14 protein-coding genes are annotated in these 17609 nt (G+C 28.3%); 4 read left to right on the forward strand and 10 right to left on the reverse strand.

The window, feature by feature from the left end; genetic code table 4:
- Nucleotides 1-169: 169 nt before the first annotated feature.
- The 3 genes from ACW95P_RS02090 to ACW95P_RS02100 form a co-directional block, all read right to left on the reverse strand.
- Entirely contained in the window at nucleotides 170-682 is a 513-nt protein-coding gene (locus tag ACW95P_RS02090; protein WP_457961587.1) for a hypothetical protein, read from the reverse strand.
- A gap of 194 nt (nucleotides 683-876) precedes the next feature.
- A complete protein-coding gene (locus ACW95P_RS02095) occupies nucleotides 877-2808 on the reverse strand; it encodes a P68 family surface lipoprotein (protein WP_457961588.1) in 1932 nt (643 codons plus the stop codon).
- Between the two features lie 81 nt (nucleotides 2809-2889).
- Entirely contained in the window at nucleotides 2890-4818 is a 1929-nt protein-coding gene (locus tag ACW95P_RS02100; protein ID WP_457961589.1) for a P68 family surface lipoprotein, read from the reverse strand.
- 269 nt (nucleotides 4819-5087) lie between these two features.
- Between ACW95P_RS02100 and ACW95P_RS02105 the strand changes: the two genes are divergently transcribed.
- Nucleotides 5088-5684: an FMN-dependent NADH-azoreductase gene (locus ACW95P_RS02105; protein WP_457961590.1), complete on the forward strand. Its 597-nt coding sequence runs from the start codon at nucleotides 5088-5090 to the stop codon at nucleotides 5682-5684.
- Nucleotides 5685-5859: 175 nt separating this feature from the next.
- Nucleotides 5860-6456 carry an FMN-dependent NADH-azoreductase gene (locus ACW95P_RS02110; protein ID WP_457961591.1) on the forward strand — a complete coding sequence of 199 codons (597 nt, stop codon included), beginning with the start codon at nucleotides 5860-5862 and terminating at the stop codon, nucleotides 6454-6456.
- A 226-nt stretch (nucleotides 6457-6682) separates the two neighbouring features.
- On the opposite strand, the gene ACW95P_RS02115 is transcribed toward ACW95P_RS02110, so the two are convergent.
- The 7 genes from ACW95P_RS02115 to ACW95P_RS02145 form a co-directional block, all read right to left on the reverse strand.
- Nucleotides 6683-8353, reverse strand: a complete 1671-nt coding sequence (locus ACW95P_RS02115) for an exo-alpha-sialidase (RefSeq protein ID WP_457961592.1) — start codon at nucleotides 8351-8353, stop codon at nucleotides 6683-6685.
- A gap of 18 nt (nucleotides 8354-8371) precedes the next feature.
- Complete coding sequence (locus tag ACW95P_RS02120) at nucleotides 8372-10168, reverse strand: sodium:solute symporter family transporter (protein ID WP_457961593.1); 1797 nt, start codon at nucleotides 10166-10168, stop codon at nucleotides 8372-8374.
- Nucleotides 10155-10649, reverse strand: coding sequence for a TM2 domain-containing protein (locus tag ACW95P_RS02125; RefSeq protein WP_457961594.1), 495 nt, complete (start codon nucleotides 10647-10649; stop codon nucleotides 10155-10157). The genes ACW95P_RS02120 and ACW95P_RS02125 overlap by 14 nt, the downstream gene beginning before the upstream one ends.
- 46 nt (nucleotides 10650-10695) lie before the next feature.
- Nucleotides 10696-12591 carry a sodium:solute symporter family transporter gene (locus ACW95P_RS02130; protein WP_457961595.1) on the reverse strand — a complete coding sequence of 632 codons (1896 nt, stop codon included), beginning with the start codon at nucleotides 12589-12591 and terminating at the stop codon, nucleotides 10696-10698.
- A 44-nt stretch (nucleotides 12592-12635) separates the two neighbouring features.
- Nucleotides 12636-13517, reverse strand: coding sequence for an N-acetylneuraminate lyase (locus ACW95P_RS02135; protein WP_457961596.1), 882 nt, complete (start codon nucleotides 13515-13517; stop codon nucleotides 12636-12638).
- Nucleotides 13518-13746: 229 nt separating this feature from the next.
- Entirely contained in the window at nucleotides 13747-14559 is an 813-nt protein-coding gene (locus ACW95P_RS02140; protein ID WP_457961597.1) for an alpha/beta fold hydrolase, read from the reverse strand.
- Between the two features lies 1 nt (nucleotide 14560).
- The gene (locus ACW95P_RS02145) at nucleotides 14561-15421 is read right to left on the reverse strand and encodes an ROK family protein (protein ID WP_457961598.1); all 861 of its coding nucleotides are present in this window, start codon (nucleotides 15419-15421) and stop codon (nucleotides 14561-14563) included.
- 263 nt (nucleotides 15422-15684) lie between these two features.
- On the opposite strand from ACW95P_RS02145, the gene ACW95P_RS02150 reads away from it, so the two are divergent.
- Entirely contained in the window at nucleotides 15685-16383 is a 699-nt protein-coding gene (locus tag ACW95P_RS02150) for an N-acetylmannosamine-6-phosphate 2-epimerase (RefSeq protein WP_457961599.1), read from the forward strand.
- A gap of 236 nt (nucleotides 16384-16619) precedes the next feature.
- Complete coding sequence (locus ACW95P_RS02155; protein WP_457961600.1) at nucleotides 16620-17588, forward strand: ABC transporter ATP-binding protein; 969 nt, start codon at nucleotides 16620-16622, stop codon at nucleotides 17586-17588.
- The last annotated feature ends 21 nt before the right edge of the window (nucleotides 17589-17609 follow it).

A 17609-nucleotide genomic window follows, 5' to 3' on the forward strand; every position in this document is an offset into this window, starting at 1 on the left:
AAGTTTTTAACAATTGTAGGAATTAATATTTAATTGCATTTTGAATTTAGTTATTTTTTATATTTAATTCAATTTAAACATCTATATATTAATAAACGTAATCAAAATAAAACATGAAAAAACAGCAATTGAAAACCGCTGTTTTTATTTACAAGAGCTGGTATAAAAATTATTTATCTTGATTCTGATGATAGCTTTCTAAGACTTCAACTCTTTTTTCGATGTTTGCAACTCTTTCTTCAATTTTTGTAACTCTTTCTTCGATGTTTGTAACTCTTTCTTCGATACTTATAACTGTTTTTTGAATGCTATCAATTTTTTTGTCACGTTCGGCATCAAGTTTATCTTGAAGTGCAAAACGCTCAATAACATACTTTTGAAAAGCTTCATCTTTTTTAGCTTTTTCGGCATCACGCTGATCACGTAATGCAAAACCTTGAATTACAAATTTTTGTAAGTCTTCAACCATTTTAATAACCTTGTCGATTCGGTCATCAACAGGGGGAGTAATTTTCATATCTTCATAACCTCCAAAATTAATGCAAAGCTTACCAAATAATTTTTTATCAATAACTTTTACTTCAATTAAATTATATTCAATTGTAGCAGAATTTTTTTGAAATTTATTAGCTAAAGATTTGTTAATTTTACCTGGTTTAATATCAAAGATATTATTATCCATAATAACACTTCCTTTCTTTATTAAATTTAGGAGGGGTATTTTACATCCCTCCTTTTATATATAGTTAGGAATTGATAATTTCGTAAAAAATATAAAAAATATTTTTTACAAAATTAGTTATTTAAATTTTTAAAAGTAATAAAAAATAACAGTTGAATAGACAATGTATTACAAAACTGTTATTTTAAAGTTATTTATTTTTTTGGTACAGTATTTAAACCATTAACTAAATCAGCGCCATTTCGCTGTGGCTTTTTATATCTAGTTCAGTCACGAATTAGTGATTTCATCCTATAAATAATGTTGTCTGTATAAGTGTCAATGGCAATGTTGGTTAATTTTGGCGAGGTCGCAATTTTTGAGCCATCTTTAGGGTTTATGCCTTTTAATTGGATATAATCACCTAAATTTAATAATGCCCCTTCTAATCTCCCGACTTCAGTTAGTAATTTAGCTAATTCTTCATCATTAGCACTGGCATCAGCTTGTAAAGCGATAATTTTTTGATTTAGTTGTTCTCAAGCTGCTAATAATTTATTGTATTGTGTAGTAGTTAAACTATTTTTAGCTGGGAAAATATAACTAGTTTTATCTCTCAAATAATCACGAACTAATACAGAATTATTGTTAGCATCTTGCATTGTGCCATTATAAAGTCAAGTTAAAAACTTTTTAGTTGCTTGATCTCGAGTTGCATTATTAGTTTTTAAAACAACTAAGTTTGAACCACCTTCTTGAAAAATAGGATTAATTTGATTATCGCTAAAATTTAACAATTGTGGTTTTCATCAAATGTCTTGACGTTTAGCAAAAGTTTGATATTTTTCAGGCTTATTTTGTCCTTCGCTAGCTCGAGTTTTGCTATTTTCATATGAATTAGCAACATGGACTGCTGGAACAATAGCCATTGCTGCCCCATATTCCAATAAGTTATTAGAGCTTCAATCAGTGTTTTTTAATGTGGCATTATAAGCTCCATAAAATAACTTAGGGTTTTCTAAATTGGCCACTTTAATAGCTTTTAATTCTCGATATTTAGAAGCTTTAACAAAACTATCGAATGCTTCTTGAAGTTTTTGTTTTAGTTTAGCTTGATGAGTTTTTTCATCATCGCTAGTTCCCTCTTCAAAAGCATAAAAAATAGTTTGAATACCTTTATCATCAGTTTTTAAATATCACAAAAATTTTTCTGGTGAGCCAAAAAGCTCATTACCAACATCGGCCCCTAATTTGGAATATAAATATTTTTTAAATAATTCTTGTTCATATTCAATCATTAAAATTTTAGGATCAAATGAATTTTTTAAAGCATTTTTTTGCTCGGTTGTTAAATTGGGGTTTAATTGTAATCCCTCATAAATGCGATTTGTAAAATTTAAAATTTGATCAAGGTTAGCAAAAGTTGCATCATTGACATTGAAACCTTGAAATACGGCGGAACTTTTGGCTTGCATATGTTTTCAAATTTTGTTATTTGGAATCTCAGCATTACCTTCTCGTGCAGCTTTTAGCACCCGTTGAGCAATTTGACTAGTTTCATCAATTGAACCACCGCCAGCTTTAATTTGATCAAAAATTAATTTCATAATGTCAAGATTAAAAACAAGATTATCATTTGACATTAAATCAAATGGTAAGCTATAAATATTACCCTGTTTTTGACCAGGTAATTGTTGATGAAGCGGCAAAATAGTTTCATCAATTACATTTGCTAAACTATTAATATCTAATAAACGGTTGTATTGACTAATCATAAAGGCGCCACGGGCATTATTTAAAATAATATTAGGAATGTGTTCGCTACCTTTATCATCTTGATTATTTTTAATAGTTTCTAATTTAGTTATAACTTGTTTAGCTAAGTTATACTCACTATTAGCTTTTGTAATTGCCGAATCTTGTAACTCTACTTCTAAAAAATTTGGAGTACCTTTTTGAGTCTTGTTATACTGTTTTACAGCTTCAGCAAGCGGTTGCATTAAAGGAAATGTACTTGCTTGTGAAGTCTGAAAAATTATTTTTAGATTTTGATTAATTGGATTTGTTGTAGTAGCACTACTACAAGCAATTAATGCTGTAGGTACCATAATTGATGAAAGCGCTAAAATACCTTTTGTTATCTTCATTTTGTTCCTTTTTTTTATTTAAAATTATTTTTCAGTTATTTTTATTAAATTGTAAAGCTTATTTGCATTTTTTAGTTAAATTTAATTTATTTTATTAATAGCGTCAATTACACCTTGACCAGTTTTTATGCTACCATCTTGTGATTTAGTTTTTGTTGTCTCAGCTAATGCTGATCTAATTGTATTCATTACTTTTGATGTTAAATCATCAATTGGGATGAATTTTAATGTAATGCGTTTATTAGCATCAATTGCCCCGTCTTGTAAATTCATACCTTTCATCTCTAAAATATCTTCAAGCGATAATAATGCACCTTCAAGCAGAGCTTTTTTGTGTTCTAAATCATGAATTGCTTTTTCTTCATTTTCTGTTTTATTTGCCTTCGCATGCATTGTTGCTAGTTGAGATTTGTATGATTCATATTTTGTTTTAATACTTTGATATTGTCCGAAGGTAATTCTGTCTTTTGTTGGAACCACATATGAACTATTTTCTAATAAATAATCTTTTGCAAAGACATCTTTTCCGTCGTTGTCTTTGAAAGCCCCTTGTAATAATCAGTTAATAAATTTTACTGTTGCTTTATTTCTTTTTTCAGTTGTATTAATTGCAATTAGTGATGAACCGCCTTCGTTAAATACTTTGCGAGTTGAATTGGTTTGCATTTTCATTACTTGATTTGATCAGAAAATATCTTGAGGTTTTGCAAAAGTTTCATATTTACTTTTTACCCCTCCAGCATTTTTTTCCATTGAATAAGTTGTAATATAAGATTGTTTTATCCCGACATGTGGAGCTAAAGCAAAAGCTGAATTATAATCTCTAACATCTCAAGCTCCCCATTGTAGATTTCCGTTGTTGTTGAAATAAATTGATTTAAAAGCTTTTGGGTTTAATGTTGATGCCGAATTATTTAATAATATTTTTGAATTATTTTTAACAAAAGCATCAAAGGCTTCTTGCAATTTTTTTTCCAATTCAGGTTTTTTAGAAGCTTCTCTAAATAAGTATGTAATATAATTTTTTGAATTAGCTGCATCTTGTGATAATTTTCATAAAAATTTATCAACATCACCAACAATTTCAGTTCCTTGATTAACTCCTAAATAGTCATATAGAAATTGTTCAAAAATCACGCCTGTATAGTCGGTTGAAAAAACTTTAGGATCTGGATTTGAATCTGCAAAAATAGCAGCTTTTTGATCTTCAGACATTTTTGATTCATCTAGTTTTAAGCCATCAAAAACTTTTTTAGCAAATTCCATCATTTGTTGTAATGAAGAAAATGTTGCATCATTAACTGTATAACCAGTAAAAGCAGTTGTTGATTTTGCAACCATATATCTTCAAGCTTTATTTTCAGGAATTTCTTTACGACCTTCTTTGTCGGCATTTTCAGTTTTTTTATAAATTTCACTATTTTTATCAACAGTTCCACCACCGGCTTCAATTTGATCAAAAATTAACTTCATAATATCTAAGTTAAATGTTAACCCAGTTAATGAAGTTACATCAAATGGAATTGTATAAGTTTTTCCGGTTGTATTACCTGGTAATTTGTTATGGACTTCATAAAGAGTTTCATCAAATAATTCTTTATTAATTGGTGTCCCGGTTAAATCTAATAATCGATTGTATTGATTAATAACAAAAGCACCTTCCAAGCTATTTAGAATCATGCTTGGAATATTTTCATAACTACTATCAGGTTGATTTTTAAGTGTTTCTAATTGTTGTGCAACTTGATTAATTAAAAGCTGTTCATCAGCTTTTATTTTTAAATCATCAGCATCTTGAACAACAACTTCTAAAAAGTCTTGAGTACCTTTTTGTTGTTGATTATAAATTTTAGCTAAATCCTTAATTGGATCCAATAATGGATATCATAAATTTTGAGCTAGTTGGAAAACAACTTTTTCTGATTTAGTTTCACTTGAACAAGCAACAACTAGTGCAGGTATAGTCACAGCTGAAGCTGATAAGGTTAATAATTTAAGTTTTTTAGTCATTTTTTAGTTTCCTTTGCATGGTAAATGAATTTAAGTTAAAATAAAATGATATAAATAAAATTATAATCAATAAATTTTTTTTATTTAAAATTATTAAATTTTTTTCATTTTTTGAACCATTTTTTGAATTTTTTAATTTTTTTTTAAAATTAAAAAAACAATTTTTATTTATTTTTTCAAATAAAAAATTATTTTTATTTGAAAAACATATTAAAATTAACGAATTAAATTATTTTTAATAATTATTCAATTAATGTAAGGAAGTAAAGATGCGTGTTTTAGTTATTCGTTCAACTTTTGTGCCATCTGAAAAATCATTTTCAGATGGGGCGGTAGATTTATTTTTAAAATATTATCAAACTAAAAATCCAGAAGATGAAATTATTGAATTAAATTTAAATGATGTCTCGGCCGGAACTATTTCAATGACAAGTTATAATTTTGCTAATTTTTGTAATCCAGAAGATTCATTTCAATATATTGAGCAATTAAAAAGTGTGGACAAAGTCATCTTTGCCACACCAATGACTAATTTTAATGTTTCAGCTGTGGCGAAAAATTATTTAGACCACATTGCTGTACCTGATCATACTTTTTCATATAAAAACTCACCTAATGGGGAAGCAAAGGGGATGCTAACTCATTTAAAAGTTCAAATTATTACTAGCCAAGGTGCGCCGCTAGGATGATATCCATGAGGTAATCACACTCGATTGCTAAGCGGAATTTGGCAATACCTTGGTGCCCAAGTTAGTGAACCAATTTTAATTGCCGGTACTAAAGTTGGGGAGGCAACAACATTGGGACGGGATGGTTATTTAGCAACTTTTAAAACAATGATTCAAATGGCTGCTGAAAAATTTTAGAATTCGCTAAATCAAAAAAATTTGTAATTATTGAATGCTTTTATTTTAAAATTAAAAAATAAAAAAATAAGTTTTTAAAGCTTTTTTATGCCAAAAACTTATTTTTAAATAAAATAATATATAATTAAGGCAAGAAATTATTCTTAACAACTATTAATTAAATAAGGAAGTAAAGATGCGTGTTTTAGTTATTCGTTCAACTTTTATGCCTCGTGAAAAATCATTTTCAGATGGGGCAGTAGATTTATTTTTAAAATATTATCAAACTAAAAATCCAGGAGATGAAATCATTGAATTAAATTTAAATGATGTTTCAGCTGGAACTATTTCAATGAATAGTCATAACTTTGGAACCTATTTCAATGAGGAAGATTCATTTAAATATATTGAGCAATTAAAAAGTGTTGACAAAGTTATCTTTGCTACACCAATGACTAATTTTAATGTCTCAGCTGTGGCGAAAAACTATTTAGACCACATTGCTGTAGCTGATAAAACTTTTTCATATAAATATTCAAAAAAAGGTGATGCCATTGGGTTATTAACTAATTTAAAAGTTCAAATTATTACTAGCCAAGGAGCACCACTTGGATGATATCCATGAGGTAACCACACTGAATTTTTAAGAGGAATGTGAAACTTCTTAGGAACTAATGTTGTCGAACCGATTTTAATTGCTGGTACTAAAGTTGGCGAAGCAATGACATTAGGACGTGATGGTTATTTAGCAACTTTTGAAGCAACATTAAAAAAAGCTGCTGAAGAATTTTAGAAACTAAAAAATTTATTATTAAAATGATCTCTATTTTGTTGGAGATCATTTTTATTAATGTTTTAAAAGTTAAAATTCAGGTAAAAAATAGCATTGTTATTTAAATTAAAAATTTGAGATTTTGCAAAGCAAATTATTGTGATAGTAAATTTAAAAAAGTATTAAAAAACTTTCAGAATATTATGATCTGAAAGTTTTATAAATTTAATTTTTAGAAAAGCAAAAATTATTTTAATTTAATTCTGATTTTATCCACTTGAATACCACCGCCTTTAGGACGTGAATTGAAGTGTTGGTCTTGGTTAAATATTTTTGTATGTGGTGATCATTCATAAACAACCAAAACATCGACGTAATCTGTTCCATTTTCAACGACTGCAACATAACTATAAGCAAAATGTTCTTGATTTTTTGTATCAAAAGAAAGGATTTCTTTTGATCATGTTAAATCTTTATCACTTACAAACAAACTACCTGCTTTTCTGAAGTTGCCCTTCGGTAAGGCATAAACGAAGTAACTTTTTCCTTTTAATTCAAAACTAGCCACACCCGAAAAAACATTACCATCAACATTATTTACTGGTAATTTAGCAAATTGTTGATTACTGTTTGGGTTTTTAGGATTTTTTCAAGTTAATCCACCATCTGTACTTTTAGAAATGAAAGGTGTATTATCTTTTTTACCTCAAACTGATTGTCTTAGTGTATAGTAAATTTCACCATCCTTTGTTTCTATCAATGTTGATTCAGTTAAATTATCTGAATTATTAAACATGACTTTATTTCAAGTTTCACCAAAATCATCACTATAAATTAAATAAGGCTTTTGAACTCCACCAACAAAGTTATACATTGTAAAAAAGACTCTGCCATTTAATTTAGGATTTTTTTGATTTTTTAACTGGATTCCAGATCCAACAGCATTGCCGCTAAAAGGTTCTGAACGATCAGGGTGATTTCCAATTTTTTCATCAAAATAACTTAAATTTTGTCATGTTAGACCATTGTCATAACTTTCCAACATGGCATTGTGATTATTTTTAGCTAAAAAGTATTTGGCATTATTATAATTATCAAAAACACTATGATTTGTAGCTTTTTTAGCTAATGCATTTTTATCATTTATTTCAGATTGTAAAACATTTTCAAAAACTTGTCCACTTATTGCTTTAGTTTTTGCATTATAAGACATATCAATATATGTATCTGTTGGAATTAGTTGAGTATTAGCAGTTAATTTTTGATGATTAACTCCGTTAGGTAATTTATATTGTCTAAACCAATTTTCTTTGCCTGGTACTCTTTTTAAAATTGAACTTTGTGAATCAAATTGATTATTTGCTTTTTTAACTCAAAGTTTTAAATATTTTTCATTCCCTACATAGACTCAAGGATTACCCTTTAATAAATGTACAATTCCAGCTCTTTCAGCAAAAATGTTAAATAAAAACAATAATTTAGTTTTACTTTTTTCATACTCAACTTCAGCAAAAGTTCCATCTATAATTAAGCCTTTACCAGTTTTTGGTGTAGCCACTTTAACAATAGTATTATTACTACTTCAAGTTTCACCCTTGTCATTCGACTGCTTAAATACTTGATTAATTGTATTGTTATAGTCTTCAATATTTTCAAGTCTTTGATCAGCATTGACTAGAATATTTCCGTTTTGTTGAACTAAAACACCGGGAATTCGATATGAATGACTTCCTTCAGTTTTAAAACCGAATAAGGCTTGTGATTTTAAAACTTGTGTAGTAAATAAATCATTCTCTACACTACCAATTTTTGCATTGGTAATTGAAGCATTGTTTTGAGCAGACATTACTGTTGAACCCATTAAAGCTGCAATAAGTAATGTTGATGATGATAAAAATATTTTTCTAATTTTAATCATATTTATAATCTTTCCAAACTAGTTTGATTGCTGTGAAACAATTTTGTCTAGCTCTTTATATCTTTCTTCTAAACGTTTTAAGTAAGAAGGATCAATTTGTTTTTTAGCAACTAATTTTTCAAAAATGTGAATGTTTGCATCAATTCTTGATAATTCTTTTCATTCTTTAGTTGTTGTAAACACTGTTCTGTTAATTAATTTAGCAATTTCATGTTCATTAATTGGGGGACTTGGCATTTTATCACCAATTTTCATTGTATTTAATTTAGTGAAAATTAATGATGTAAAGTAACCTACAATTAGTGTTGTTAAGAAAGTTACTAGTGTTAATCATCCTCCATGGAAGGAAATTTTTAAGTAATCTGGCATAAAGTTTTGGGTAAATAATCAAATTGGAATACCAATAATTAGGGCGACAATTTGCCCAACTAATACACCTTTGAAATTTGCTCGCACAGAAAAAATTCCTAAGATAAATACTGCTACAGTTGGGGCATTAAGAATTGAAATAACACCAGTGAAATAATCAAATAATTTATCTTGTTTAGTATAAATTAATAATGCACCAGAAAGCACTGCTAATGATCCAAATAGTAATACAATTCCTTTGGAAATTCATGTTAGAGCTTTATCAGATAATTTTGATTTTCCGCCACGTTGCACAAAGTCAACAATAATTGAGTTGGCAACGGCACTTAGTCCTGATGACACAGTCGATTGAGAAGCAGCAAAAATTGCAGCAAACAATAGACCTATTAGCCCCGTTGGTAATTGTGTTGCAATGAAGAATGGCAAGAAGTTTTGTGCTTTCATGTAATCACCATTAATTTTTGGTAAAGCTTTTAGACCATCTTCAACAAAACCAGGGTACTCAGCATTTCTTGCATAGAAGGTTCATAAAATTGAACCCGCTCCAAAGAATAATAACATTGTTACTACTCCCAATCCTGAAGTAATGTATAAAGTTTTTTTAACACTTGCTAAACTTTTTGTTCCTTTATATCTTTGAGTAACATCTTGAGAACCCATGAAAGCATATAATGAGTTAACAATTGAGTACATAAAGATAAATGCCATACCAGTTGTGCCTAATCCAATTTTATAACTATTTTCAGATAAAATTTTATGGTATGCTCCATCTTTTAATCCTCAATCTGTTTTTGATAATCCCATGATGATAATAACAAAAATACCAATTAATAAAACAGCTCCTTGAATAGCGTCGGATCAGATAACAGCTTTAAATCCTCCGAATGCTGTCATTAATACAACAACTATCCCCATAATTATCAATAATAAATAAGGGTTAAAATCAACAGCAACAGTTAGCACGGTCACTGGCACAAATAGCACAATTGCTACCCGAAAAACTTGGAATAAAATAAATGAAATAGAGTTAATTGCTCTAACAGCATAACTAAAACGTTTTTCTAAAAAAGCATATGCTGTTGTTTCTTTAATTCTTCTGTAAAACGGAATAATAATAACAGCTACAAGTGGTGCAATTCCGATTAGAGCAACGTTGGCTCCGGCTCATAATCAAGCACTATCGACAACAGTTCCGGCTGTATTTACAAAAAATAGTGATGACGTAATTGTGGCTCATAATGACAAACCAACAACTACAATTGGGTTTTTTCCACCACCAGTGAAAAAGTTATTTGTATTATCTTTTTTAGCAAAGTATGTTTTTAGAAAGAAAAATAAACCAATTCCTAAAATTAATACTAAGTAAAGTGCAATAATAATTCAGTCAATGTAAGTTAATCCAGATTCCTTAGGGGCTTCAGCTGTCGTTTGACTAAGAGTGACCATACTCACCTCCTAATAAATATTCTGCAAAATCTTGATATGTTGCATTTCAAGTATGTACTGGTTTGTTGAATTCATCTTTAAAATCACCAATCGCAATTAAATAAACATTAAAAAATGATCATATTAATGGTAAAGAAGCGATAAGCGCCCCAATAATTGTAAAAGCAAGCACAGATTTGTACATAATTTCTTGAGCTCTTGCTAATGTTAATTCAAGATAAACTTTAGCAGCTTGGGTTTTGCTTTCACTAATTAATTCTTTATAATCTTTGCTACCTTCAATAGATGCTTGAATGCTTTCTTTTGAAGTTGTCCCCCAAATAATTAAGGTAACAATAATTAAAGTCAAACCTACTCAGGCAATTAATAATTTTAGTCATGCTAATTTATTTCGCTTGACATAAAAATATTCACCACCAAATAAACCAAAAAATAAAGCAGATAGTAAAAGCTTTAATTTGGTTTTGCCATCAAATCTCATAATGGCCTCCTTCGATAGTTTAAAATCAATTAAATATATTAATATTTTAAGGTGTTTGATTATTAACTACAACAGTTAAATCTTCAAACTTTGCCATTTCATTATTAAGTTTTTCAGCAACCTTTTTATATTCAAAATCATTAACAATTGCTTGATTTTGAGAAATATCTTTTGTTTTAAAGAATAATTTTTTAAATCATGATTCTTTTAATTCCGGAGTTTTTTTCACAATTTCTTTTGTAACTTTTTTTAATTCTTTTCCAGTCTTAGCAATTCGTTTTTCAAGATTAATTAATTCATTAAATTCAGCTGTTTTGGTATAAATTGTCAAGTTTGTTAAATCTTTCTTTTTACTTAAATTTAATCCTCAAGCAACTATACTTGCTCCATAACCTAAAATTACAGTCATTGCAAAAGCAACTATTGCCCGGTATTCACTAGCAAATTTAATAACATTTTCTTTTCCAACAAATTTATCTTGTGTAAAAATAAATAAAATTAATGATGTTAAAAATGCTGAAATAACTCCAAATAATGCCCCAAATGAATTTGTTTTTTTAGTCAATAAACCTAGCATAAATAAACCTGCTATTGGAATTCCAAATAAACCAACTATTTGCAAGAATAAATCAATTAAATTATCTTGTTTTGTTCAAGCCAAAACAAAAGACACTAATAAACCTTGGATACCAAAAAATACAATTAATGCTTTTGATAAAACTAAAAGATTAAAATCACTTATTGGTTTTGTGATTTTGCCCTTTTTTAGTAAACGATCTTGTATACTCACAACAAAGTCGGAAATAATAACATTTACAAGCGAATTAATACTTGAACTAATTGTTGATTGAGAAGCAGCAAAAACAGCTGCAATAATTAATCCTGAAATTCCGGCAGGTAAAACTTTGATAATAAAGAATGAAGTCAGTTGATTTCTTGCGGCACCTTCACGTCCAACAATTCCACTAATAGCATTATCGCCATCCACAACATGCCCTTCACCACTGAAGTATGAATAGAATACTGAACCCATTCCATAAAATAATAAAACAGTTACAATTGTTAAAATAACATTTATGTAAATTGTTTTATTGGTGTCGGTAATCATTTTACTTGTTTTATATCTTTGTACAATATCTTGTGAAGCGGTAAAAGAAAATAATGTTTCAAAAAATTTTCCAACAAATAAGAAAAACATCCCTCCTGAAGCCGCTGTTACATATCATTGTTTTTCAGTGAAAATTTTTTGAAATTGCGCTTTTTCTCAGTCAGTTTTTGCTAAACCAAAAATAATCATTAAAATAATCCCACTTATTAACACAAAGCCTTGCACTGCATCGGTTCATAGCACGCCTTTAAATCCACCTAAAAAAGTACCGACAATAACTATTATTCCAACAATTGTTAAAATCAAATAAATATTCATATCAACAAAAAGCGAAAGTGTTAATGCCGGAATGAATAAAACAATTGCAATTCTAAAAATGTGGAATAAACTAAATGAAGTAGCACTAATTGCGCGAATTGCATAATTAAAGCGTTTTTCCAAATATGCATAAGCAGTATTTTCTTTAATGCGGCGATAAAACGGAATTACCCATTTTATTAATATTGGTACTGCCGCTAAAAAAGAAAGTTGAGCAACAATTCACATTCACCCAGTGGCAAAAGCTTGACCTGGTGTTGCTAAAAAAGTTAATGAACTTAATCCCGTTGCATATATTGATAATGCTACAACAATTGCTGGGATTTTTAATCCTTTGGCAACTAGATAACTTGATGAGCTTTTATTTTTATTTCTTTTTTCTTGTCATCAGAAGAAAAATCCCATCCCCAACATTGCCAACATATATAAAGCCAAAATTAATCAGTCATATCAAGTAAATTGAGCTTTTGAAATTGTTGGTTCTGTTGCAACTTCTGTTTGTGTTAAAAAAACCATTAAATTTCCTCCTCTCTTTTAAATTTTGAATTTTAATAAGCTAATTAAGATAAGTATTTTGCTTTAATATCTTTAGCTGTTTTTTCTAATTCTTTTTCTTCAATAAATTTAAATGGTTTTTTGTTGTATCCAGCATCAACACCCTCTAGACGCATTACTGCTTTAACAGTTTGCATTAATCCCGAAGTTAATAATGATTCGATGTAATCATTGTATTTATGAACTTCATGACGCATTTCATCTAATTTATTTGCTGCTAATAATTCAATAATTTTTTTCGCACCTTTAGTATTTAAATTGTATGTTGAACCAATAAATCCTTTCGCTCCTAACATTGCAGCTGTTGCTAATGCTTCGTCTCAAGCTCACATTCATACTTTATCAGGGTAGGCATGCATTAGTCTTTCAAATAAGAAAACATCAGTTGATCCGAATTTGCACCCAATAACATTTTTAATGTTTAATAAGTCGCCAAATTGTTGAATTCCAATTTTCCCACCAGCTAATTGTGGCAAGTAATAAATAAACATTGGTAAATTGACATGCTTAGTAATGTGCTCATAATATGATTTAACTTCTTGGAATGAAAAACCATAGTAATAAGGAGTGATAGCACTAATGGCATCGAATCCTAATTTTTCAGCATATTGACCTAGTTCGACAACTTCATCAACATTTAATGTTCCAATTTGGGCAATTAATGTTACTTTGCCTTTTGCTTCTTCAGCAACAATTTCAAAAATTCTTTTACGCTCAGCGATTGAAAGTAATAAAAATTCCCCTGTTGAACCAGTCACATATAGACCGTCAACTTTTTGTACTTCAATTAAGTATTTTAAAATTTCTCTCAGTCCTTGCTCTTTTACTTTGCCATTTTCATCAAATGGAGTAATTAAGGCTGGAAAAATACCGTTATATTTTTGCATTTTGCTCTCCTATAATTTAGAAATTAAATAAACATATAAATTACCTAAAAATTATTAGTAATATACATAGTTAATTATATTTAAATATAAAGATTTTTTAATTTTTATAAAGATAATTGAAATAAATTTTAAAAATTTAAACATTTAGTGAAAATATAAAAAAAAGTTCAACTTTTAAAGTTAAACTTGGAAAAAATAATTTTTTAGTTTTATTGATATACAAATTCACCTAATTATTTAAAAATTTTTTAAATTCATGCACAAAACTCTCTTGATTTTCAACTCAAGGGATATGCCCTGATTGTGGAATGACTGCAATTGTTAAATGTGGCGTATGCTGTTGGTAATATTGAGCAATATTTTTTAAGTCGATGATGTTATCAGAGTCTCCATAAATTAAAAGCGTTGGCAATTCAAGTTTTTGCAAAGCTTTTTCAACAGCATCTAATAAATTATTAGAAACTAAATGCTTTCCCAACATTTTGATAGTAGTACTAAATAATTTATCGTTATTAATTAAATTAACATACTGACTAGCAGCTAAAATTTCAGATGGGTCAGCTTTAAATTTTTTAGCATCATAATAAACTAGATCTAAAAATTTTAATCGTTCTTTAATTGTGGTTGGGTAAAATTTTTCTAAAAATAGCTCTTTTAAATTAGTGCTGGTTTTATTTAGAGGTGCAATTAAACATACTTTTTGATATAAATAAGGTTCTTCAGAGGCAGCTAAAGCAGCTACAGCCCCACCCATAGAATGACCAATTAAAATAACGTTTTTTAATTCTAATTTGGTTACAAATTGATTAACAATTTCAGCATAGTAAAATACATTAACTTCACTTAAATCATCAAATTTAGTATTCCCATGAAAGGGCATATTTAAGCCATAAATAGAATATTTTTCGAAATTTTCAACAAAAAAATCCATTCGAGCAAAACTTCCGCCAAAACCATGTAAATATACAAGAGTGGCTTTGGAACTGGCGCGAATTACTGCCTTGTATTCAATACTTGAATTTAGTAAATTAATAAACTTCATATTACATCACCCTTTTTAATAAGTATAAAGCACCTAACATTCCAGCGTTATTCCGTGATTTAGAAATTTTTAGTTGTGTTTTGTAAGGAGTTTTAGCAATTGCGGCATTAAATTTTTCTTGAATCATAGCAAAATATTTGGGGTCAACATAAGAAAAACCGCCGCTTAAAAAAATATAGTCAAGATTTTGAAAGATTGCTAGTTGATATGTAAAGTCAACAATTTTTTGAAAATATTTATCAATTACTGTTTTAAAACTTAGATCATTGTGATATAAATTGTCAAATTTTTCATAATCACTAATTGTTAGACCATAATTTTCATTAATATAATTAGTTAATCGCGAAAATGATAAATAATCATCTAAAAATTCACCTTCGTATTTTAAATAACCATATTCCCCACCCATAAAATTGTGGCCAGTGGCTAAATTGTGATTTTTCACAATCCCAATCCCCACACCAGTACCTAGTGTCACTGTTGCATAATTATCAATTCCTTCGCGAAATACCCGCTCTGACATGGCGGCTGCATTGGCATCATTTTCAACTACAAGTGGTAAATTAAACATTTGACTTAAAACATTAAAATCAGTGTATAAATAATGCGCCATCCGGTGGTTGGCAAAAACAATTTTTTTAGCAACATTGTCAACTGCTCCTGTAGTTGCAATAGCAATTCCGCTAAAATTGTGTTTTTGGTTTTCTTTTGCTAGTAAATCTTGAATAATTTTAGCAATGTCATTAATTACATTACCAATATCAGTTTTAATGTGATTGCGTAATAAAAAGTTGTTGTTTTCATCAACAATTCCGTATTTAATATGGGTCCCCCCGATATCGAAAACAAGCATTTTTTGCATTTTTATCTTCCTTTTATCTAGAATAAACTTTTTATGTTTATGATTTTAATAATTTTATAAGCTATTAAATTCTGCCACATATGTTTAAATTTTATTTTATAAATTATTTAAATGAAATATTTTTTATAACTTCAGTATTTTTTAAAAAATTTGAAAAAAATTTAAGTTTTATTAAAAATTTGAAAATTTTTCAAAAAATCATAGATACTTTTAATAATTATTTAAAATTATTTATCTTTTAGTAAAGGCTTATTTTGTATATTATGAAAATACCCAAAAACACTTTTATTGTTTCATGTCAAGCATTAGAAAATGAACCTATGTTTGGTAAAAAGGTTGTTCAAAAAATGGCGAAAGCAGTTTTACAAGGCGGAGCTCAAGGTTTGCGTACAAGCCAAGTAAATAACATTAGAGATTTAATGAGTCTTGATTTGCAAGTCCCGTTAATTTCAATTATTAAAAAAAATTATCCAAATTCTGACGTGTTTATTACTGCCACTTTAAAAGAATTAAAAAAATTAATGGCTTTGGGACAACATGTAATTGCCATTGATGCCACATTACGCGAACGTCCTAAAGAAAATTTAAAACAAATGGTGCAGTATTTTAAAAAACATAAGCAAAAAGGTCAATATTTAATGGCCGATTGTTCAAATGAAGCTGATGTTTTAAATGCTATTAAATTAAAATTTGATTATATCGGCACCACCCTTCGTGGTTATACAGCTGACACAAAAGGCAAAAGTAACTTCGAAAATGATTTTGCTTTTATTAAATGAGCTAAAAAACAATGCCAAGAAGCTAAAATTCCTTTAATTGCTGAAGGAGGTATTGACACACCTTTAATGGTAAAACAAGCTTTTAAAGCTGGTGCTGACATTGTTGTTGTAGGTTCAGCAATCACTCGGCCTCAATACATTACAAAAATGTTTGTAGACATAATCAACGATAAAACTCACTAGAGTTTTTTCTAATTAAAAATAACAGTGAAAATATTTTTTAAAATTCAATATTTAAAATTTTCTACAAGGAGATTGAAATAGTATTTTTAAGCCATTATAATGTTTTTTTGCTAGGCAATTAGTGATGTATTAATTAACTTTTGAAATTATTAATAAATATAATTTATAATTATTAAGTATCTTTATTTAAAGATATTTACAATGATTATAAAAAATTCAAAAAGGAGAAATGATTTATGAAATCTCAATTACATACTGAAACAGCTCACCCAGTTGCTGAGAATGTTGTTATTTCAGTTCAAAATTTTTCGAAAAAATATAAAAAAAATGCTCCATACACAGTTCATGATTTAAATATTGATATTAAAAAAGGTCAATTTCATGCTTTTGTTGGTTCTAATGGAGCTGGAAAAACGACAACTATAAAAGCTATTATTGGTGCTTATAAAAAATTTGAAGGCAATATTTTAGTTAATGGTCAATCAAATCGCGATGCTAAAGCATTATCAAAAATCGCTTATATTCCGGAAATTGCTATTTTCCCACAAAAAATGTCAGCTTTGAATTTTTTTCAGGGAATTTGTGCAATGTTGGGAATGAAAAAACAAGAAGCTGAAGCAAAAATTAAAGAGGTAGTTGAAAAACTAGAAATTGAACATTTATTGAAGAAAAACCCTTTTAATTTTTCTTCCGGAGAACAAAAGAAAGTGCTTTTAGCCCAAGCATTATTAAAAGATTTTGATGTTTTAGTAATGGATGAACCGGCAGCTAATTTAGATCCTCAAACCCGTTATGATTTTTTCAATTTTTTGAAAAAGTTACAACAAGAAGGTAAAACTATTTTTATTTCTTCTCACGTTTTAAATGAAGTTGGTGAATATGCTGATTCAGTAACTATTATTGAAAAAGGGCGTTTAGAAATTTCTGGTTATATTAATGAATTTTCTGAAGCTAAAAAAAATAAATATGAATTTAACCCAATTGATATAGAAAAAACTTTAAAATTTTTAACAGCAAATCAAATTACTTTTGAAATTAATAATGATAAAATTACAATTCCATTAGAAACAGATGAGGAATTAAAGGTTTTTTTACAAAAATCATCAGAAAATAATATTTTCTACAAAGAGTTTAAAAAAGTAGAGCTAAATTTAAAAGCTATTTATTCAAAATACGTTTTAAAAGATGAGAAAAAAATGCACTAAAGCAATTTTAGTGATTTTTTA

The sequence above is a fragment of the Mycoplasma pogonae genome (assembly GCF_054170725.1).